Annotated in this window: 17 protein-coding genes; 5 read left to right on the plus strand and 12 right to left on the minus strand. The window is 52.6% G+C overall.

All coding sequences use genetic code 11. The annotated features are described in order from the left end of the window. Positions 1 to 8: 8 nt before the first annotated feature. On the plus strand, positions 9 to 596 hold the full coding sequence (locus NYE33_RS28595) for a DUF2441 domain-containing protein (RefSeq protein ID WP_336100764.1): 588 nt from the start codon (positions 9 to 11) through the stop codon (positions 594 to 596). 165 nt (positions 597 to 761) lie between these two features. Here NYE33_RS28595 and NYE33_RS28600 read toward each other — a convergent pair whose 3' ends face one another. The 8 genes from NYE33_RS28600 to NYE33_RS28635 all read right to left on the minus strand — a co-directional run bounded on the left by NYE33_RS28600 (position 762) and on the right by NYE33_RS28635 (position 12,149). Further along, positions 762 to 1,745, minus strand: a complete 984-nt coding sequence (locus tag NYE33_RS28600; RefSeq protein ID WP_341068849.1) for a phosphotransferase enzyme family protein — start codon at positions 1,743 to 1,745, stop codon at positions 762 to 764. Between the two features lie 1,357 nt (positions 1,746 to 3,102). Next, positions 3,103 to 4,239: a carboxynorspermidine decarboxylase gene (gene nspC / locus NYE33_RS28605; protein ID WP_042140990.1), complete on the minus strand. Its 1,137-nt coding sequence runs from the start codon at positions 4,237 to 4,239 to the stop codon at positions 3,103 to 3,105. Positions 4,240 to 4,264: 25 nt separating this feature from the next. Then, a complete protein-coding gene (locus NYE33_RS28610; RefSeq protein ID WP_036702452.1) occupies positions 4,265 to 5,464 on the minus strand; it encodes a saccharopine dehydrogenase family protein in 1,200 nt (399 codons plus the stop codon). A 1,086-nt stretch (positions 5,465 to 6,550) separates the two neighbouring features. Continuing rightward, complete coding sequence (locus NYE33_RS28615; RefSeq protein WP_341068850.1) at positions 6,551 to 7,321, minus strand: alpha/beta hydrolase; 771 nt, start codon at positions 7,319 to 7,321, stop codon at positions 6,551 to 6,553. Between the two features lie 42 nt (positions 7,322 to 7,363). Next, positions 7,364 to 8,392, minus strand: a complete 1,029-nt coding sequence (locus tag NYE33_RS28620) for a FecCD family ABC transporter permease (RefSeq protein ID WP_042135572.1) — start codon at positions 8,390 to 8,392, stop codon at positions 7,364 to 7,366. A gap of 49 nt (positions 8,393 to 8,441) precedes the next feature. Continuing rightward, positions 8,442 to 9,452: a FecCD family ABC transporter permease gene (locus NYE33_RS28625; protein ID WP_336103655.1), complete on the minus strand. Its 1,011-nt coding sequence runs from the start codon at positions 9,450 to 9,452 to the stop codon at positions 8,442 to 8,444. A 98-nt stretch (positions 9,453 to 9,550) separates the two neighbouring features. Next, positions 9,551 to 11,206 (minus strand): AraC family transcriptional regulator, encoded by a 1,656-nt coding sequence (locus tag NYE33_RS28630; RefSeq protein WP_063779791.1) that lies wholly within the window; start codon positions 11,204 to 11,206, stop codon positions 9,551 to 9,553. Between the two features lie 106 nt (positions 11,207 to 11,312). Then, positions 11,313 to 12,149: an AraC family transcriptional regulator gene (locus NYE33_RS28635; RefSeq protein ID WP_340946965.1), complete on the minus strand. Its 837-nt coding sequence runs from the start codon at positions 12,147 to 12,149 to the stop codon at positions 11,313 to 11,315. Positions 12,150 to 12,305: 156 nt separating this feature from the next. Between NYE33_RS28635 and NYE33_RS28640 the strand changes: the two genes are divergently transcribed. Next, a complete protein-coding gene (locus NYE33_RS28640; RefSeq protein ID WP_341068853.1) occupies positions 12,306 to 14,126 on the plus strand; it encodes an acyltransferase in 1,821 nt (606 codons plus the stop codon). Positions 14,127 to 14,254: 128 nt separating this feature from the next. On the opposite strand, the gene NYE33_RS28645 is transcribed toward NYE33_RS28640, so the two are convergent. Next, on the minus strand, positions 14,255 to 14,869 hold the full coding sequence (locus NYE33_RS28645) for a TetR/AcrR family transcriptional regulator (protein WP_042135566.1): 615 nt from the start codon (positions 14,867 to 14,869) through the stop codon (positions 14,255 to 14,257). Positions 14,870 to 15,031: 162 nt separating this feature from the next. On the opposite strand from NYE33_RS28645, the gene NYE33_RS28650 reads away from it, so the two are divergent. After that, complete coding sequence (locus NYE33_RS28650) at positions 15,032 to 16,471, plus strand: MDR family MFS transporter (RefSeq protein ID WP_341068855.1); 1,440 nt, start codon at positions 15,032 to 15,034, stop codon at positions 16,469 to 16,471. A 148-nt stretch (positions 16,472 to 16,619) separates the two neighbouring features. Here the strand turns inward: NYE33_RS28650 and NYE33_RS28655 are convergent, their stop codons facing one another. Next, positions 16,620 to 16,826, minus strand: a complete 207-nt coding sequence (locus tag NYE33_RS28655) for a hypothetical protein (RefSeq protein WP_042135564.1) — start codon at positions 16,824 to 16,826, stop codon at positions 16,620 to 16,622. An 18-nt stretch (positions 16,827 to 16,844) separates the two neighbouring features. After that, positions 16,845 to 17,462 carry an ATP-dependent Clp protease proteolytic subunit gene (locus NYE33_RS28660; protein ID WP_336103665.1) on the minus strand — a complete coding sequence of 206 codons (618 nt, stop codon included), beginning with the start codon at positions 17,460 to 17,462 and terminating at the stop codon, positions 16,845 to 16,847. 167 nt (positions 17,463 to 17,629) lie between these two features. On the opposite strand from NYE33_RS28660, the gene NYE33_RS28665 reads away from it, so the two are divergent. Continuing rightward, entirely contained in the window at positions 17,630 to 18,391 is a 762-nt protein-coding gene (locus NYE33_RS28665) for an RNA polymerase sigma factor (protein ID WP_340946974.1), read from the plus strand. Between the two features lie 52 nt (positions 18,392 to 18,443). Beyond that, positions 18,444 to 19,337, plus strand: coding sequence for an NAD-dependent epimerase/dehydratase family protein (locus NYE33_RS28670; protein WP_042135563.1), 894 nt, complete (start codon positions 18,444 to 18,446; stop codon positions 19,335 to 19,337). On the opposite strand, the gene NYE33_RS28675 is transcribed toward NYE33_RS28670, so the two are convergent. Then, entirely contained in the window at positions 19,317 to 21,320 is a 2,004-nt protein-coding gene (locus tag NYE33_RS28675; RefSeq protein ID WP_341068858.1) for a methyl-accepting chemotaxis protein, read from the minus strand. The two genes, NYE33_RS28670 and NYE33_RS28675, sit on opposite strands and share 21 nt — an antisense overlap. Between the last annotated feature and the right edge of the window lie 208 nt (positions 21,321 to 21,528).

Below are 21,528 nucleotides of genomic sequence, written 5' to 3' on the forward strand. Positions count from 1 at the left end.
AGCAGTCTATGCAAGTTAACGAATGGTATGTTTATCACATTGTAACCCGGAACAAAATGGACCTTGGGCAGATCATCAGCTTTGACCAAAACCAAAAAAACACCTTATATCACTTCTTTTTTGAGAAGGAACAGATGAACTCCAAGGGTGAAGACTTTATGCAAATTTTGCACGGTCACTATACAAATGACGGATTAAGCATGGATAAAGAGAATGCAGATGTCGTTATTAGATATGCGGACCAGACCATCCGGGCGATAAGAGAAGCACTCGTTGAAATGGTTAGATTGCAGGAATATCCTGAATATCCTTCCCGGTTGTCGTGCTTATATGCTGCGAAGAGCTATGAAGACGCTCTGAAATGGAAAGAAATCTTCGTATCTCATCATCGAAAAGTATTGCAGATCGTTAAACTTCGCGTGAACGGGAGGATCTTTGAAGGTGACGGTACTCTTTTGCCAAAGGAGGATGGCCTCCCTTTCTCCCGCAAAATCGAACAAGCCCGGGAATATTGGAAAGGCAATAACCATAACCAGCTTCCTGAGCTGCTGATTAACGGTATAATCGAAGTCGTCGAAATCATTGATGAATTCTAACGTAGTATAATGGTAGTTAAATAAAACAGCGACAGCCAGGACTTTAATTCCCCGTCCTTTGCTGTCGCTGTTTCAGTTTCCAGGTAAGCCTATTACTGATTTATCTGCTGACACCACTCAGCCGGGCCGGCCCGTTGTACAGGTCAGCTTAATTTCAGATTGTGCTTACCCGACAGGCCCGCCAAACCGCGAAGCCCTAGCCGCACATGCATTTGCCAGCCGGCTCCGCAGCGAAGTCAGCCAATCCGGCTCATTCTCTCCCAGCTCCGCTGCGGATCTCAAGATCCGTGCGTAGCCGTACAAATCGGCGAACCGTCTGCACGCTGCCATGGTGGGTCCGTCCTGCGGCAGCGGGCGGCGGCTGATATAGCCGTTCATGAATATTTGCTTCTTGCGCTCATATTCCTCCGGCGCTGCCTCTCCCTCCAGGCTATCCAGTGCCTGTTCAATATCCATAGCGTACCAGTGGTACATCGCATCATCGAAATCAATGGCGTTGATGTTATCCGAGGCCTCGTCATAGAACACATTGTCGGGCTCAAAGTCATAATGGATCAGCCCGTAATTCTCAGGCGTGACAGGTTGTCCGTCAAAATATTCTTCCAGCAACCTTGCCTCGGCCACAGCCGCTTCTTCCCCGGGAAAATCAGCCAGTACGGACAGAATCCATTCCAGCACAGCTTTGTGCGTCCATCTGCCAGGCTGTACAGGCGTATATTCATTGGACAATTGATGAAGCCGGCCCAGCGCTTCACCATATTTATATACGATGTGATCACTAAGCTCTGTGCTGCCCAGTTGTACCCCAGCTACCCGCTTAAACACGGAAGCGTAGTATGGCCCCCACGGGGTCTGTGCTTCAATAAGCTCCGATCCTGTACGCGAGGATACTGCTTCAAGCGCACCATACCCGTGCTCACGCAGGTAAGCGATGAACTCAAGCTCTGCCAGTATATTCTCCTTCTGCTTCTCAGTTACTGGCGCGAACCGCAGCAATTGGCTATGCCCTGCATTCTCAAACGGATACACCGCATTAGAAGATATCCGGTAATACTGGAACAGATGCAGCGACTCCGGATCATGTTCCCAATTCCCCAGCAGCATCGCCGCCAGTTCCTCATTCTTGTGTAGATATTGTAATTTCAGCATGCATAGCAGCTCCCTATAGGTTAGTCAACAGAGGAAGACGCAGCATTAACTTGAATCACCATTCTTGGGCTCGCAGTCTTCAGCTTTCTGTCTCTATCCTCTGTCCTTTATCTTTACTCATTGTTCTTCGCTGTTCCTTCTTCTGTCTTGCGCTTCTCTCACCGCATCTGCAGCAGCTGCCCGTTCGTATAACCCGGCTGATCTTAATCATGCCGCTCACTCCCTTCACGTTCAAATCATTCTCTGTTCAATGCTACGCCAGATGCAGATTAAGGGCAATGTAACAAACTTTTTTAAGTATGTTTTACAAGTAAATCTCGCCGAAAAGAAGCCAGAACACTTCACATCAGCAGTGTCCCTTCTCCCGCAGCAAAAACTCACTTTAGGGAGTTTTTAGGTTTTTTGTTTCCTTTGACTGTTTTGATTCTTTTGATTCTTTCACTTTCTTCGCTTCCTTCGCTTCCTTCGCTTCCTTTTGGAGCTCAACGGAGCTAAATTGTTGTACTTTTCGCAAGATTTTCGCCCATTTGGCGGCTGCATACAGAAATTGTTGTACTTTTTACAAGATTTGCGTCCATTTGGCTGTCGCATTCACGAATTGTTGTACTTTTTACAAGATTTTAAGCTGATCAGCCGATCTGAGCTTCAAAATGTTGTATTTTGTGCAAGATTCCCCTTATTTAGCCGATTCGCGCCGCGAATTGTTGTATTTTATGCAACATTTCCGGTAGGTCGGCGGATTAGGGGGCAGCAGGTAGTGGTGGGCTGTAAGTAGCGGATAGTACGCTGGGTTGTATTGATGTATTGTACGGTGAACAATATGGCGTGTTGACGCTGAGGTTTAACGTAGGTTGTATGTTGAGTAGTATAGTGTGTTGTATGGTGAGCAGTATCGCGTGTTGTACGCTGAGCTTTATCGTGGGTCGTATGGTGTGTTGTATGGTGGGCTGTATGCTGACCTTTATGTGGGTTGTATGGTGGTTGTATGGTGGTTGTATGGTGGTTGTATGGTGGTTCTATGTTGAGTAGTATCGTGGGTTGTATGGTGAACAGTATGGCGTGTTGTACGTTGAGCTTTATCGTGGGTCGTATGGTGGTTGTATGTTGAGTAATATGATGTGTTGTATGGTAAGCAGTATGGCGTGTTGTACGCTGACCTTTATCATAGGTTGTATCGTGGGCTGTATGTTGGCTGTAAGTAGTATAGTGAGCATTTGATGGGCAATACGCAGTGTGCAAACAGTAAACAGCAACCAGCAGATAGCAGGCTACCACAGCTGGCACCTGAGCCTCTCCCCCCTCAAACCGCAAAAAAGCGCCCCATCAGCCGCAGCTGATGGAACGCTTCTATACTAACTTAAGACAATCGTCCGCTGAAATCGCTATACTCGAACTCGCGGATGACCTTGATGCCTTCTTCCTCATTGTAGGAAGCAATGGCCGGCAGGTTCACGCCGTTGAACATATGGTTCTTCACCATGGAATAATGCGCCATGTCAAGGAAGATAAGCTTGTCACCGTATTTCAGCGGCTCCGGGAAGGAATAATCCCCGATTACATCCCCTGCCAGGCAGGTCATGCCACCGAGTCTGTAGGTGTGGGCGAATTCGCCCGGCATTCCGGCACCGATGATGCCTGGACGGTAAGGCATCGCCAGCACATCCGGCATATGGCATTCGGCCGAGGTATCGAGAATCGCGATATCCATACCGTTATGCATCGTGTCGAGTACTGTCGCCACCAGGTAACCGGTGTTAAGGGCAATTGCTTCGCCCGGCTCCAGGTAAATCTCCACGCCATAAGTTTCCTTCATATGCCGAATGCACTTGATCAGCGTCTCCAGGTCATAGTCGGGACGGGTAATATGATGCCCGCCGCCGAAGTTCAGCCATTTCATGCCGTGCAGATACTGGCCGAACTTCTCTTCCACAACCTTAAGCGTACGCTCCAGCGTGTCTGAATTCTGTTCGCACATCGTATGGAAATGCAGCCCGTCGATGCCGTCCAGCTCCTCCGGCCGGAAGTTCGGCAGGGTTACGCCCATACGGGAGTAATTGTAGCAAGGATCATACAGCGGAACTTCAATCTCGGAGTACTCCGGATTGACGCGGATGCCGCAGCTGATCTTCTTCGGTGCGTTCTGCACCCGTTCCTTGAACCGGCTCCATTGGTCAAACGAGTTGAACACAATGTGGTCGGTGTAACCGAGCAGCTCATCGAACTCGCGGTCTACATAAGCCGGCGCATACACATGGACCTCTTTGCCCATCTCCTCGAAGCCCAGGCGGGCTTCGAACAGGGAGCTGGAGGTTACGCCATGCAGGTATTTACCCACCAGCGGGTACATGGAATGCATGGAGAAGCCTTTTTGCGCGAGAAGAATCTTCGCTCCGCTCTGCTCCTGCACATAGTTCAGAGTTTCCAGGTTCTTCGTCAGCAGACGCTCGTCCACGAGATAGGCAGGGGACGGCAGCGCGCTGATATCAATATCTATATCTTTATCCTTCATGACTTAAGCCCTAATCCAGCAGCGTCGGCGAGAAATCTTCTTGCCAAGGCAGCCCGTGTTTGTTGAGTGCATCCATGAACGGATCCGGATCGAATTCTTCGATGTTGTGTACGCCCGGTTTGTTCCAGATGCCTTTGATAATCATCATAGCCCCGATCATTGCAGGAACGCCGGTAGTGTAGGAAATGGCCTGGGAGCCAACCTCTCTGTAGCACTCTTCGTGATCGCAGACATTGTAGACATAATAAGTTTTTGGCTGGCCGTCTTTGGTACCTTGAATGATACAGCCGATGTTCGTTTTACCTTTGGTTCTTGGTCCCAGGGAAGCCGGGTCAGGCAGAATGGCCTTCAGGAACTGCAAAGGAATGATCTCTTTACCTTCATAATTAATCGGCTCGATCGAGGTCATGCCAACATTCTCAAGCACCTTCAGGTGAGTCAGGTAGTTCTGCGAGAAGGTCATCCAGAAGCGGATTTTTTTCACGCCAGGGATATTAACAGCCAGGGATTCCAGCTCTTCATGGTACAAAAGATAGATATCCTTCGGACCAATCTCCGGGAGATCGTAGACTTTTTTCTCGGACAGCGGTGCAGTTTCAATCCACTCGCCATTCTCGAAGTAGCGTCCGTTCGCTGTAATTTCGCGGATATTGATTTCAGGATTGAAGTTGGTCGCAAACGGATAACCATGGTCACCGGCATTTGCATCCACAATATCAATCGTATGAATTTCGTCAAAATAATGCTTCTGCGCATACGCCGTAAATACACCGGTTACGCCTGGGTCAAAACCGCTGCCGAGCAGCGCCGTAATTCCGGCCTTCTCGAATCTTTCCTTGTACGCCCACTGCCAGGAATATTCGAATTTCGCGGTATCCTGCGGTTCATAGTTAGCTGTATCTACATAATGCACTCCGGTAGCCAGGCAGGCATCCATGATCGTCAGATCCTGGTATGGGAGAGCGACATTAATCACGACATCCGGCTGGAAGCTCTTGATCAGTTCAATGACTTCTTCCGTGTTGTCAGCATCAAGCTTGGCCGTAGAAATCTTCGTCAGGCCCCCGTCCAGTTTCTCCTTCAGAGCATCGCATTTTGACACCGTACGGCTGGCAATGCAGATCTCTTCGAATACATCCGGGTTCTGGCAGCATTTATGAACAACAACGCTCGCTACACCGCCAGCGCCAATAATTAACGCTTTTCCCAAATTAATAACCCCCTAATTTTGCTTAAGTTATTAGTTATTAGCCTTGCTGCTCTGGATCCGTTTCGTTGTCAGTCGTTTCGTTTCATCAAGCTGAACAGGCTACATCCTATGAAAAATCAACAAGGCTGATTATACAGAAACCTTTTCAATAAATCAATAAAAAACGACAAAAATTGATATGTTCCGTGTAAAATCTGTTGGTTTCTCCATTAATACTCTGTAATTCACAGCAATACACTGGAATGCTTCGTTTTCCTGCGCTTATTAGCTTCATTCAATCACGGGCTCATCAGGAGCACCGGACGATTAACCATGTACAAGGCCAACCGGATAATTGTATCACAGCAGAAGAAATCTTCATACGATTTATTTTAAAATTAAGTGGAAACGGTTGGTCTGCCCTCTCTATTCCGATGAAATCCGCTCACCTCCAAGTGGTTGTGTAAAACTGCAAATACCGCACATTATAGTAACTTACCCCTTTTTCGCGCCGCACTAACTGCTTGACCGGCACAGCTGCGTCAGGAAGTGCCGGCAGCAGCTCCATGAGGTTATTATGTGTAACGCAGGTAATCCAATACTCTGAACGCAGAAATAGACCCCGCAGACCAGGAGTCCGAGGGGCATTATGCTTTTATATAAATTTGCCGTGCATGCGTAATTTCGCCCAACACATTTGTCGCCATAAGAAAAAGTACAACTGCAAAAGCCAGAGCACCGCAAGGCTGATGCCAATAGCAGATAAGAGAGTGCAGGACTGGAGCTTGGTGATCATTTGGAGCTAACGCGCCAGACTATAACTGCATTTACTGCAACTAAATTCACCATCCGCTGTAAGATATCAAGTTTAATTGCACTCTATACAGTTATATTAGCTGACCTGTCTCAAAAAATCATCTTTCGCTGTTTTTAGTTGTACAGAATACAGTTAACCGCCCAAATCCGGTTTTTATCCGTCTTTTAAGTGTACGAAATACAATTATCCGCTCCAAGCAAATAAGTACAGGAATAAAAAAAAATAAGGAACGGCATCTCTGCCGTCCCATTCATCACAGTTATTATAAACAAGCAGGTCCGTCTGCCGCTTCACCCAGCGTTCCCCCGAACCGGACCGGCTTCCCCTCCGCCAAACAGCCACTTCAGCGCCGGCGGGAACTGCCGGCTGAAGAACATCAGGTCATGGGTTCCCTGCGGATCACACTCCAGCAGTAAATCACCGCCGCCGAAGCCTTGTTCCAGCAGCAGCTGATGCGCCGCCCTGGAGCGTCCGGCCATTTCCTTCTGCGCGTTGGTCTTATAGCAGCCTTCCAGCTCTCCGTAGTACATATATATCCGCTGCCCTGCTCTGTCTACGGGATGATCGCGCATGTAGTCCAGGATACCTTCATACCAGAAGGATGCCGATAACAGGCCTATCCGCCCGAACACTTCAGGATAGCGGTAAGAGGCATACAGCGAGATCAGTCCGCCGAGAGAGTATCCGATAATCCCCGTATGCCTGGCTTCTTGCAACGTTAGATAATGGCTGTCGATATAAGGTTTGATCTCCTCGGCCAGTGCCCGCAGATAATCGTCTCCACCGCCGCCGAACGAAGGTGCTCCAGGAGTCACTTCCGGCAGCGGCCACGGGGTATAATCATGATTCCGGTCCTTGGATGCAACGCCGACAAGGATCAGCTCATTCAGCTGCTGCGATCTGAACAAATGGTCCAGGTAATTCGCCGTATGCTTCATTACACTGCATTCGTCCTGCAGGTACGCTACCGGAAACCGCCTGTGCTCTGTACCGTAGCTGAATGGCAAACGTATAGTCAATTTCCAGCCGTGAACCTCTATGTGAATATACTTTATTCCCATCCTGTGACTTCCCCTTTAGGCCTCCGTCAGCAAGCGGTGCGTTTATCTGGCACGGTTTCTGAACAGCAGGAATATGAAATATGGCACACCGATGATGGAGATTACAATGCCTACCGGCAGCTGAAAGGGAGCGAATACGGTTTTGCCGATAAAATCACCAATAATCACCATCAGCATTCCGATCAGGCCGCACAACGGCACGATGTACCTGTAGGTATTACCGATCAGCCGCCGTGCAATATGCGGAGCAATCAGTCCGACGAAGCCGATGCTGCCCGACACGGACACACAGGCGCTGACCAGTCCGACACAGCACAGCAGCAGAATCTGCCGTTCCCTGCCCACCGCCACGCCCACGCCTTTGACACTGACCTCATGCAGCTGCAGCAGATCGAGCACCGCCGCGCGGCGCCAGATTACCGGAGTCAGAATGAGCAGCCATGGAAGTGTGGAGAGCACCTGTCTCCAGTTCGCATTATACACGCTCCCGGCCAGCCAGACGGTAGCCATCTCGAAATTCTCCGGGTCCATTCGCAGGGAAACATATAGCGTTACCGCACCGAAACCGGAGGCCAAAGCGATCCCGACAAGAATTAATTGCTGCGGGTGGAACTCCCCCTGATTTCTTGCGAACAGGTAGAGAAGAACGATGGAGCACAGGCCCCCTATGAATCCGAACATCGGCATACTCATGACCGAAATCCAGCCGGGCGCTTTCATGGTGCCGCCAACAAAGAACATGAACATGACGACAAAAGCCCCGGCAGCGGCATGAATGCCCAGAATTCCCGGGTCTGCCAGGGAGTTGCGGGTAATGCCCTGCAGTACAGCCCCGGCGATTCCCAACCCGAAGCCGACCAGTGCCCCGAGCAGAATGCGCGGAAGCCGGAATTCGAAGATGACGAGATCATGATCCGCCACAGGATGAATCCGCAGCAGGGTGCGCACGACATCCTTCGCCGATATATCAAAGGTGCCATTGGTCAGACTGACATACATCCCGCAGACAATCAGAACAGAGAGCAGCAGGAACAGCCCCCAGAAGGCCAGTGCCTTCGATTTGGGCTTCATTAACAGCGAGTTCTTCGCGTCCTTAGAATTGTTCGAATCCTTGGAATGTTTACGAATGATGGCCTCCCCCTCTCGTTTTGATCAGATAGAGGAAGAAGGGGACGCCGAACAATGCGGTAACTACACCGACCGGTGTCTCAAACGGAAAGTTAATATACCTGCTGATCAGATCGCACAAGGCCAGGAAGAGGGCTCCGGCAAACGCAGTGAACGGAATGATCTTGCGGTAATCCTGCCCGACCAGAAAGCGTACAATATGCGGAATAATGAGGCCGATAAAAGCGATTTTGCCGGCTATCGCTACGGAAATCCCGGTCAGCAGCACCACACTCAGCATCGTCAGCATCTTGATGGTTCCCACCCGAAGTCCAAGGCCTGCGGCCGTTTCGTCTCCGAGCGAGAGCATCGTCACCGGTTTTGCCATCAGCAGTGCAAGCACCAGACCGGCGGCGGCAAACGGGAGCGCCAGTCTGATCACAGCCGGGTCCATCATATGCAGCCGGGCATTGTACCAGAAGCTGATATTCTGCGACACCTGAAAATAAACAGCCAGCGCCTGCGAGACTCCGCCGAGGAAGGTGCCGATGATCGTGCCGAGCACTGCCAGTGTCAGCGGCGATACGCCGCCGGGCAGCAGCTTGGCCGTACCAAAGACGAGCAATGCCCCCAGCGCAGAGCCGGCCAGCGAATACACAATCATGGTCATGGAGGAAGCGCCCGGCAGGAATACCATGCACAGCGTAACGGCAAACACTGAGCCGTCGCTGATCCCCATAATGGACGGAGAAGCGAGATAATTCCGCGTCATCCCCTGCATCAGGGCTCCCGACACCGCCAGGAATGCCCCGATCAGCAGCGCTCCTGCTGTGCGCGGGATACGCGATGTCCGCACAATCACATGGTCAATATTCTCAGGATCGGCGTGGAAAATGGCATTCAGCACCGTACCGAAGCTCATTGGCTTCGTTCCGTAAGCTACAGATAACACGCTAATAATAATGATAAGGACAACCCCCAGCACCAGCAGGGAGGCCGTCTTAATTCCGCCTGTCCATTTCATGTCATCCCACTCTTTATGTACATTTGTATTGATAATGATTATCAATTACGAGTATAACGAAGCGGGGTCCCCTGCACCATGGACAAAATGCGGAACAACTATGGACGATTGGCCGGAAGCAGCTGAAGGATCTGCCGCAGCATCCGCAGCTGCGCATATGCGGAATCCTCACGCCAGGGATCAGAGCTCAGGACATGTACGTGATGCCGCTGAACTGCAGGAATCTTCATCCACTGGGGGTCGTTCTGCAGCTTCCTCCACTCCCCAAGCGTGTCATATTCCTGACGGATCAGCATCAGTAAATGGTCCGCTGGCAGCTCCGCGAGCATCGCCGGAGTGACCGGAACATTATATACCTCTGCCTCACACTCATAAGCCGGGTGCAGTTCCAGCTCACGGTACAATATGCTCGCCATTCCCTCGTTGCAGTGCAGGAACAGCTGGCTGCCCAGCATACGGATAACTGTAACCGTCTGCTGGCCCAGCCCTTCGTGCAAGCGGTCTTTAGCGGCGTTCACCTCCCAGTCGAAGGCAGCAAGCCATTGCTCGCGCTGCCACTCTTCACCCAGCAGCCGTGATAATTCGTGAAATTGCCCGCGCCAATCTGCGCTGTCGCTGGTCAGATAATTCACAGGAGCAACCTGCTCCAGCGCTGTCCGTTCATCATCTGCCAGACCTGCCGGGGCCAGGATAAGTTCTGCGTTAGACTGCTTAAGCACTTCAATATTGGCCTGCCAATCCTGATTGTTGCGGTAGGCGCTGATATGGACAGGAATATCGGCGCGGTAGTTCCGGTAGTAATATTCGGTCCATTTCGGATGCAGTGCCGCCGCATATGGAGTGATATTCAGCGGCAGCAGCTGTCCAAGCAGTCCGGGCGTGTAGGCGGCCAGCTTGCGCCGCCGGCTTTTCATATAGACTGCGGGCGGCATGCCGATCATCTTCTTGAATTTGCGGCTGAAATAGAATTCATCGGCATAACCGACCCTGTGGGCGATGTCCCGCAGCTTAACGCCGCTCTCTGCCATCAGGCGCTTGGCCTGCCCGATGCGCAGCTCGGCTGCGTATTCCAGCGCGCTTTTGCCATATTTCTTCTTATACAGGTCAACGAAATATTTGGCGCTGAAATCGGCGGACTGAGCCACCTGCTCTACGGTTAACGCCTCTGTATAATGGGCCTCTATGTACTGCTTCGCCTGCTCCAGCGCCGAATTCGTATCTCTGGGCCGGTGCAGGCTGCGCGCGCGGAGATCATACAGCAGCTCCTGAAAATCAAGCTGTGCCCGGAAGCCGATGCTCTGTTCACCCTGTTCGGAGAGCAGAAACAGCCTGCTGCATTTGGCCGACATCTCTTTCGACGGATGAAACGGCAGCCTGCCGTCCCCCTGGAATAACCGGGTATCCTTAACCGGCAGACAACTTCCGCTATCGCCTGATTTGCCATAACAGTACACATCGAAATAGAAAATATACATCTCCAGCCCCCCGGCCGGCTGCACCGTTCCGCAGGTCTGATCCGGCAGGCAGAGCACCGCTGAACCTGCCGCCAGCTCATACTGGTTGTGATCACTAATGAACTGGACGGAACCTCTGGTCACGACTGCAAGGGCATAAGAGAAAAGCAGCTGCTGTGCGAGATGGACCTCCCCCGTTCCCTTCAGCGCCTGTAAAGACAGAAGCCGGAAAGACAACCGGTCCCAATCGACCGGATCATCTTGGTTATCTATAGAAGTTCTCTGTTGGATAAGTTCCATTACAGTGCACACCACCAAATCTGAACGAATGTTATGAAAACTACCCTTAGTATATTGATAATCATTCTCATTGGCAATGTCACAGGAATTATTTTACCGGTAAGCATTATCCGCTCTTCCCTTGGTCTTGAGTCCGCATAGCCGAAGGCGGCTGCCCGTTCTGTTGTTTGAAGCTTTTGCTGAAGTGAAATTCGTCGCTGTAACCGCAGGCCGCTGCAATCTCCTTCAAGGTTAATCTGGTGTACAGCAGCAGCTTCCCTGCATGCTCATAACGGATTTCACTTAAGTAGCTTTTGGGGCTCCTGTGCAGATATTGCTGAAAAAGACTGCGTAAATACGAGGAGGAAATCCCGTAACGCACCGCCAGCTCGTGAATAAGCAAAGGTTCACTGTAACGGCGTTCAATATCATCCTTGATCCGCAAAAACAGCTCATAGCCCTGCCCCCGGCCCAGCTGGGCATTCGCCTGAACCTGCAGCAATTCGTACATGAGCTCATAGAGCAGGGACTGGGTCATCAGCTGGCTCCCGGTGCTTCCGGGGACCCAATCCGCAGCAATTTTATGGAACATATGACCAAGCTGCTTGCCCTGTTCCCCCTCCGGCTTCAGCATAAACTGCAGCGGCAGCACATCCAGCGGCTCTATCCTGCCCTGATTATCCGCCGAAGGCGACAAGGTATAGAGCGAGAGCAGGATCATTGTGATCCGCAGAGGCTCCTCCCTTCCGCAGCTCATGTCCATAGCCAGCCCCGGTTGCAGATAGAACAGCATTCCCGGCGATACCGGATAGTCTTGGTCCGTACGGAAGATCCCCTGACCTTCCTGAATCCAGTAGAAGCTATGTACATTGATATTCTGGCGGATATCCCTCCAGTGCGGGAACGTGATCTTATCGTGAATCCAGTGAATATCTATGGCCAGATTCTGCACAATTTTCTCCACCCTCTGACTCCCCCGTTTCTGCAGCATCTCTGAAATCAGCATAAGATGTTGATGCGTTTTTGACAAGCTAGTCGTGCTCTTTATGCCATGTCGCTTCCCTTTCTCTACTGCTACACTTAAGGAAATAATGACTTATGTTATAGAGGAGAGACTAAGATGCCCGAACAACGATCCGCCTCACGGAAGGCGCTCGATTACATGCCCTGGATTGGCCCCTCCGCACAGGAGCAGCAAGAGCAGATCCTATACCAGCAGCAGCTAACTACTGAATACTCCTGTACCTTCGGAGAAGCCTGTTATGTCTCACCGCAGGCGGTGGTATTGCCGGATCAGCTTCAGATGGGCGACCGGAGCTATATTGCCGGCGGAGCGATTGTCCGCAGTGCCCGGCTCGTCATGGGCAGCGACTGCTCACTCAACAGCTACAGTGTGCTTTCAGGTGATATTACCATGGGAAACGGCGTAAGAGTTGCTTCACATGCGAGTATGTACGGGTTCAATCACGGATTCGCCTCCACTGATATCCCGGTCTTCCGCCAGCCCTGCACTGTCCAAGGGATTATCATCGGGGACGACGTATGGATTGGAGCCAATGCCGTTATTCTGGACGGTGTGCAGATCGGTTCGCACAGCATTGTCGCCGCCGGTGCCGTAGTTACCAGAGATGTGCCGGCCTACAGTATTGTCGGCGGCAATCCGGCCAGGCTAATCCGCAGCCGGCTGGCCGGGGATACAGCAGCAATTGCCGCGGCAGTTGAACAAAAGGAGGATATAGGGATGACAATGGATGCACAACCCGGAGGAACAGCAGTGAAAGGAGGTACGGATACAGATGCGGCTGATAGAGCTGTAACAGCCGATAGGGACACTGCCGTAAACACGAAACCAGTTACTGAAAGTGTTCCGGCATACAGCCTGCTCTCACAGCAGCTGGCTGACTTCGGCAGGCTGGCAGGAGACCAGCTGATCCCGCTGCTGGAGTACTACTCAGAGTCAACGGGGGAAGAGAAATTCTTCCGCGACCGGCCCGGATATAAGCGGACGGTTAGAGCTTACTGCGATGCGGTGGAGATTGCCGCGATGTTCGGCAGCCTGCCGCCCGGCTGGACGCGGGCAGAGCTTACCGCTGTATTGCAGGGATTCCAGGATGCCGGGACAGGACTGCTGCCCGATCCGTGGTCTCCGCCCGGACCGGAGGATCTGCCTGAGCTGTTAACCGACCACCTCTCCCGGTATCATCTTCTCGCTGTAGGGTACGCGCTGGAAGTGCTCGGTTCTGCCCTGCCCCATCCGGTTACCGTTGCTGAGAATATGGAAACCGCTGCGTTGTATCCGTATCTGAATGATCTGCCATGGGAGGACAATGCCTGGGGCGGCGGAGACTGGATCGACTGCTATGCCACAGGTCTGTACCACAACCTGAAGACATTCGGCTCCCGCAAACGGCCGGATGATCTGTTCGGCTGGCTGGCGACCCATTGCCGCCGGGACTCCGGCCTCTGGGGCCTCCCTACCGCAGAGGAAGGCTGGCTGCAGCCGGTGAACGGTTTCTACCGGCTCACCCGCGCGACCTATGCGCAGTTCGGCCTTCCTCTGCCGTACCCGGAGCGCAGCATCGATACCGTGCTGGCCCACAGCAGGGACCGCCGGTTCTTCCGTGCAGAGGTGCTTAACGCCTGCAACGTGCTGGATGTGGTGCATCCGCTCTGGCTCTGCCTGAAGCAGACCGATTACCGCCGTGGAGAGATCCGCAGCTGGGCGGAGAATATGCTCAGCGAAGTGCTGAAATTCTGGGTTCCGCAGCGCGGCTTCGCCTTCCAGTTATCACAGCAGCAGGACACGGGTCTGCAGGGAACCGAAATGTGGCTGAGCATCCTCTATCTGCTGGCTGACCTGTGCGGTGTAAGCTCATCGCTTGGATATACTCCCAAAGGTGTGCACCGCCTGGACCCTGCCTTCTCACTGCCCCCGAGATAGCGGCTTCCATCTCCGCTTCCGCTGTGAATGAACTTCCTCACCAGCTTCAGCCTTCAACACAAACAAACCGCCGCATACCGGAACATCATTCCGGTAAACGGCGGTTTGTTTGCGCTCTTGGGGACCCATCAGCTGATCCGGACCAGCGGCAGGAAGATATCATCAATAATACCGGTGATTGTCTCATCAGAAACAGGTTCATGGGTGGTAAGCAGCTCGTAGCGGAATAAATCGAGGGGAAGTAGAATTACCCGTTCAGGAATGCGGTCCAGACGCACCTCACCCCGTTTCTCGGCATTAGCCAGAATTGTCCCCATGATCGCGTTCAGCTTGCCTCCGGTTTTGGGAGGCATGATCTTCGGCAGCAGCGCAATCAGATCATCGCCGTGATAATCCACCAGCAGGCCGTGGATCGTCTCAGCGCCTAAGCCCTGCAAAGGCCGGGCGAAGCTCTGAAACAGCTGCAGCATATCCGTACGCAGATCGCCTGAATCGGGAGCGGCCAGAGCAGTCTTAGGCATATGCTTCTTAATCGCGGCTGCAACAATCTTGGCTTTATTCGGCCAGCGGCGGTAGAGTGCGGTTTTATTGGTTTGCGCCCGGACCGCAATCCCCTCCATCGTCAGGCGGGCATAACCCGCTTCGCCAAGCTCTTCCCAGGCAGCCTGCAAAATGGCTTGTTCGAGAACCTCCCCGCGGCGGCGTCCGCCTTTGGGCTGATTTTCTTGTTTGATATCGTCCATGTCATTTCCTACTTTCGGGATATTTCAGTATAGACGCGGCTTGCCTCTGGCGGACAAAATGGGCAGAAAATTCTCTTGTTGCATTCTGGCTGCTTTTACTCTATCTTATTCACATAAGGTACGCAACGTACCGTACCTTATTATGTTGAGAGGAGCAATTTTATGTCAGACCAAAGAAGCAAGCCCAAGAAAGCACAGAAAGAGAAGCTTGATCCCGCCATTCTTAAAGTAGCCCTTATTCTCGTCTTCGGTGCACTCGCGCCGTTATTCGACTCCACGATGATCAACGTTGCCATCAGGACACTTACTTCAGACCTGCAAAGCTCCGTTGCCGTTATCCAGTGGGTCATTACCGGTTACGTCCTGACCATGGGTATGGCAATTCCGGTGTCCGGCTGGGCTGTCAACCGTTTCGGCGGCAAAAAAGTATACATGTTCTCACTCGCCGTATTCCTGGCCGGTTCGGTCCTCTGCTCCCTGGCCTGGAATCCCGGCAGCCTGATCGGCTTCCGCCTCCTGCAGGGCGTAGGTGCAGGAATATTAATTCCGACCCTGCAAACCGTGCTTGTCCAGACTGCCGGGGGCCGCAACATCGGACGGATCATGTCCATCATCAGCATTCCCACCCTGCTGGGGCCCATTCTCGGTCCCGTGCTGGGCGGGGTCATTATCAACAGCCTGGGCTGGCGCTTTATTTTCTACGTGAACATTCCCATTACCCTCATCGCAATACTGCTGGCCTGGCGCGGCATTCCGGCGGATGAGCCGTCCACACGCAAACAGACGCTTGACCTTACCGGTCTGCTGCTGCTGTCCCCTGCTTTTGCTATCCTCATCTACGGGATCGCCCAAATCAGCACCTATGGGGGGCTGCACAGCAGCAAAGTGGTGATTCCCCTGGTGATTGGCCTTGTCCTCATGGCCGCGTTCATTGTCTACGCTTTGCGGACGCGCATAGAACCGCTGCTGGATCTGCGTCTGTTTAAGTCACGCATTTTCTCAGCATCGAATGTCACCGTATTCCTGTCCGGCATGGTCATGAACGGGGCTTTACTCCTGCTGCCATTATACTATCAGCAGGTACGCGGTGAAAGTGTATTGTCTACCGGAATGATGATGATTCCCCAAGGAATAGGTATGCTGCTCACCAGAAGCTGGATCGGCAGTCTGTCCGACCGCATCGGTTCGCGGATCATCGTCATTCTGAGCCTGCTGGTCACTATATTCGCGACACTTCCCTTTGCCTTCGCCGGTCCGGATACGAATCTGATCCTGCTCGCGGCCGCACTGGTAGTCCGGGGGGCTGCTCTGAACGGACTCCTGATTCCTGTAATGGTATCCGCATATGTAGGGCTGCGCAAGGATCAGATCCCCCATGCCAGTATCTCCATGAGGATCTGCCAGACGATCGGCGGCGCCTTCGGGGCAGCGATTCTGGCCACTGTATCCCAGCACCAGCTGGCCGGGCAGTCAGCCTCAAGTCTCCAGAGCATTGCCGGGGCATACGATGCGGCCTTCTGGTGGTCGATTGGCTTTGCCGTGATCGCATTGATTCCTGCACTCACCCTGCCCTCGCACCGCAGCAGCCCTGCGGCTGGCTGAGGATAAACCTCAAGCAGATATTAAGGCACAATATCAGCTTCAGCAGCAATATCAGCTTCAGCTCCACTATGCCAAACCAAAAACCCCCGGTTCTCCCTGATAAAGCGGAGAACCGGGGGTTTAGATTGCTTTTACCAGGATGTACTGTCTACTGCCCGAAACCGACACGCGGACGTTCCCGTTCTTTGGTCTGCACGTCTACGGCGCGGATCGAGGTGATTGGAATGTAGAGGGTCTGGTACTCCGTGCTGTACTTCACGAACCTCTCATCCAGCTCCTCCAGAACTCCTCCTCTGACACTGGTACCATCCAAAAAATGAATCGTTACTTCCTGCCCTTTCAATGCTGATAACATCTTAATCCGCTCCTTCGTCTACAGATGGGTAATAATTGTGTCGATGATCCCGTATTCCAGTGCTTCCTCAGCCGACATGAAATAATCACGGTCCATGTCCTTCTCCACCTTCTCCGCCAGCTGGCCGGTACGTTCCGCCGTAATCTGGACTATCTTGTGCCGGATTTGCAGAATACGTCTTGCGCTGATGGCGATATCACTGGCCTGGCCCTGTGCGCCGCCATGCGGCTGATGGATCATGATCTCGCTGTTCGGCAGCGCGGATCTCTTGCCTGTAGCTCCTGCCAGCAGCAGCAGCGAAGCGAAGGAAGCCGCAAAACCGGTGCAAATCGTATTCACCTGCGGTTTGATTACCTGCATCGTATCATAAATACCAAAGCCGGCGGTAGTCGAGCCCCCGGGGCTGTTGATGAACATCTGGATATCCTTATCCGGCTCATCCGCCGCCAGGAACAGCAGCTGGGCAATAATGCTGTTGGCCAGCCCGTCATCGATTGCCGCACCCACGAACACAATCCGGTCCTTCAGCAGCCGGGAATAAATATCGTAGGACCGTTCGCCTCTGGAAGTCTGTTCAATGACATAAGGTATAATACTCATTAGGTTGTGCCTCCTCTGATCTGTCTTAGTGTATATATCCTGTAGACGGACCAGGGAAGCTTAAAGATACGGGCATGCGGAATTCGGCGGGTATACAAGGATAGCGTATCTTTTACAAAGTGCCATTCGTTTATATAATAGAAGCAATGGCTATATAAGCTAAATACAAGAAAATAACAAAAAGCACAAAGGAGAGGGCCAAGATGACGATTCTTGAACATCACCGTATGCCGGACAGGGCGGATATGGATAAGCAAAGCCTGCAGGAGCTGGGGACTGCGCTACACCGGTATTGCCTGTCGCTGACCCGTTCCCCATTCGACGCTGAAGATCTGGCCCAGGAGACCTGGACCAAGGCACTCGGATACAGCAAGTTCACCTTGAGCCCCAATCCTGAAGCCCTGCTGCTGCGGATTGCCAAAAATACGTGGATTGATGCCGCACGGCGCAAAGGCTCCCTGCTCCGTGCGCTTGAACGTTCAGAAACCCCGGCAGATTCAGCCCTTACACCGGCTGCGCAAGGAGATCGCACCGAAATCGAACTGGCCTTTCAGGCCTTGACCAAGCATCTTTCCCCTTTGCAGCGGACCGCCTTCGTACTCCGTGATGTTCTGGGCTATTCAGCAGCCGAGACAGCCGGAACCTTAAGCACTACCGAAGGGGCAGTCAAGGCGGCTCTGCACCGGGCACGCCTGGCCTTATCCAGGGTCCGGGAAGAACTGGCTGAGAATGAGGGGCCCGCTCTTCCGCCGGATGCTGATTACCGGGCTTATCTACGGGCGCTGGCCCATGCCTATGAGCAGGGTCAAATTCCGTTGATGCTGGAGCTGCTCCGCCAGGAGACTGCCGTAGAAGTAACTGTTGCTGTAAGCACCACCACAGTGCATGCCCTGTATTCCGGAAGCGGAAGCTTCTCCTATCTGAATGGAAGCAGCACCTATGCCGGGCTGCGGATGGCAGCTTAACTTTATTCATTGGAATCTTAGCCCGCACACAAAACTTTAGGAGTGTAGCCAAATGAAGAAGGTACTTGTACTCGGAGGAACGCGGTTTTTTGGTAAAAGACTGGTGGAGCTGCTGCTCCGGGACGGGGACAGCCAGGTAACCATTCTAACCCGTGGTGTAACAGAGGATGATTTCGGTGACCGGGTAACCCGGCTGGCCGTGGACCGGACTGATGAAGCTGCGCTGGAGCGTGCTGTAGGGGATACAGGCTGGGATATCGTCTACGATAATATTTGTTTCTCGCCGGATGAGGCTGCGGCTGCGGTACGGATATTTGCCGGCCGGGCGAAGCGGTATATTCTGACTTCAAGCCTGTCTGTCTATAATCCGCAGCCGGATATCTTGACTGAAGCGGATTTCGATCCTGTACATTATCCGCTGAAGCTGGGCGGGAAGGCCGATTTCAGTTACCAGGAAGGCAAAAGACTGGCCGAGACCGTTCTGCTGCAGACGGCGGACTTCCCGGTGGCCGCGGTGCGGTTTCCAATTGTGCTGGGCACGGATGACTATACGCGCAGGCTGCATTTTCATATAGAGCATGTACAGGCAGGGCAGCCGATCGGCATCCCGAATCCGCAAGCGGAGATCTCGTTCATCCGTTCCGATGAAGCCGCTGATTTCCTGCACTGGCTGGGCAGCTCCACGTTGACGGGTCCGGTGAATGCCTGCTCGGACGGTACACTGACCATCGGCGGAGTTATCTCCATTGTTGAAGCGGCAACAGGTAAACCTGCCATGGTCCGGCGGGAAACCGCAGATTCGGACAGCTCTCCCTTTGGCATCGAAGAATCATGGTTCATGGATACGGCAAAAGCCCGCTCCGCGGGCTTCAGCTTCCTGTCATTATCCGGTTGGTTCCCGGAGCTGGTCACATCGCTGAATCATTCACTTCGCCAGCACCAGTAAATCAGCCTCCGATTCACTCCGCCCGTCTGCGGATGCGGATTCCTCCATCACCCGTAATACTCCAGACTGAGGCCGGTGAACTCCGGCTCCGGTCTTTTTTTCAGTCTCCGCAAATGTTCCGGCTTCTGACTTTGGTTCCGGCTTCTCCGATGTCTGCTCCTTAGTCTTCTCCAAAGTCTTCTCTACCGTATTGTCCACTTCTATCGTATACGTATTCGTCCTCGCAACTTCTGTCGCTTCTATCTTTGCTCCAGCCTTTATAGCTGTATTGTCGGCCACTTGTACTTCAGGCCCGTCCGCAATTTTGAACACATTGATCTCCCGGAACAGCCGCTGCGAGATTTCATGAATCTCCTCCGCCTGCCGTGCAATGTCGCTGATCGCCTGATCCTGCTGGGTGCTGGAGGCATTCACTTCCTGTACCCCGGCCGCTGTCTGCTCCGCCACGGAGGCTACGGAATGCACAGATTCGGCAAGGCGTGAGTTGATCGTACGCGTCTGTTCCACCTTCTGGTGAATCTGCCCGATCTGTGTGCTGATGCCCGCAATGGATTCATCGATCGCCCCGAAGGATGCCAATGTCTCTGCCACCTGGTGATCCTGCTGCTCCAGACTTTCTCTGGTCTCCATCATATATCCCTGGAAATCGGCCATGCCGGCCTGAAGCTCCTGGATAATCCGGCTGATATGCACGGAGGAATCATTCGTCTGCACAGACAGGTGTCTGACTTCATCGGCAATAACGGCGAAGCCTTTTCCCGATGCCCCGGCCCGCGCTGCCTCAATCGCAGCATTGAGCGAGAGAATATTCGTCTGCTTCGAAATCTCCGTGATTGAATTGGTGATGCGTGAAATATCCTTGGACTGGTTCACCAGTTGCTCCAGCGCCACATAAACCTTGCTGATCGACTCCCTGGAACGCTGTGAAATTTGGCGCAATGCAGTAACCGTATCTGAACCCTGCTGCGTATTCCGGTTAGCCGTTTCACTGGTCGCTAGCATCACATCTGTATACTCGGTAATATCCTGAACCCCGCGGGCCAGCTCCTCCAGCAGCAGCGTACTCTGCTCAGACTGAACAGCCTGCTGGTCGGCACCCAGCGAAATCTCCTGGATCGTCCGGACAATATCGCGGTTCGTATGCGCGGTAATCGCTGATGACTGCTGAAAAGAATGCGAATAGTCAGCCAGTGAACCCGCAGCAGACAAGGTCTGCCGCAGCATGCCCTGAACTCTGCCCACCATATGATCGAAGTGATGGCTCAGCCGGCCCAGCTCATCATTATACGGGGAGTTGATCTGCTGCCGCAGATCCCCGTCGGCAATCTGCCTGAGTGCAGCCTGCAGCCTGCCGACCGGCGACAGGAATGAGCGGATCAGCAGCCAGGCCAGCACCAGCATGAACAGGAACACTCCGCCTGCAGCATAGGCCACGATTGAGACCGTATCATCCAGCAGTTTAAAAGAAACCCCCTGCGCCTGCTCTGCATTGTCGGCGGCTGCCGTATACAGCTTACCATTTGTCTCAAGCATGGATTGATTCAGCGCAAGTGCCTTCGTATGTATATCATCAATCTGTTCCAATACAGTTAGTGGATCAAGTGTTTCATCCGACATTGCTCCGAGCAGTTCCGTAATGAATTCCCCATATTCTGCGGCCTGAGTGCCCAGAAGTCCAAGCATAGTGAATGCTGGTGTGTCCTGCTCAAATTCCACCTTGGCAAGTTCAGCCAACATCTGCTGCTGTTTCTCCTGTAATGGCTCCGCCAGCTCTATATCGCTGGATTCAGCGAAGGTAGTCTCCGCACGGTTCAGCTCCTGCAGCAGCTGGGTGATGGTTGAGACTGTAATTCTTTTCTCCATTTCGCTCTTCTGCTGTTCCATAGATAGCTCTACCTGGTTAATTTTATGTCCTTGGTACAGAGCCACGCCCAGAAAAATGAGCGTAATTGCCGAGAAACTGAAGATTAGCTTCCATTTCATCGAAAAGTGCAGCAGGTTCCCCTTCAAAAGTATCATCCCTTCATATCTAGCTTGTCTTTACAATAGGTATATTCTGCTAATATCCTCATTGTAGAAGCCGGATATTAACTGTTCTCTTAAGTTGTGTATGCTGAGCGTAAAGAATATGTTGCGAAACTGTTAACAAAACGTCAATATTTAAGGAAATAGAACCAATGGACGGGGATGT

The organism is Paenibacillus sp. FSL R10-2199 (assembly GCF_038000235.1).
Classification (GTDB): Bacteria; Bacillota; Bacilli; order Paenibacillales; family Paenibacillaceae; genus Paenibacillus_AQ; species Paenibacillus_AQ phytohabitans.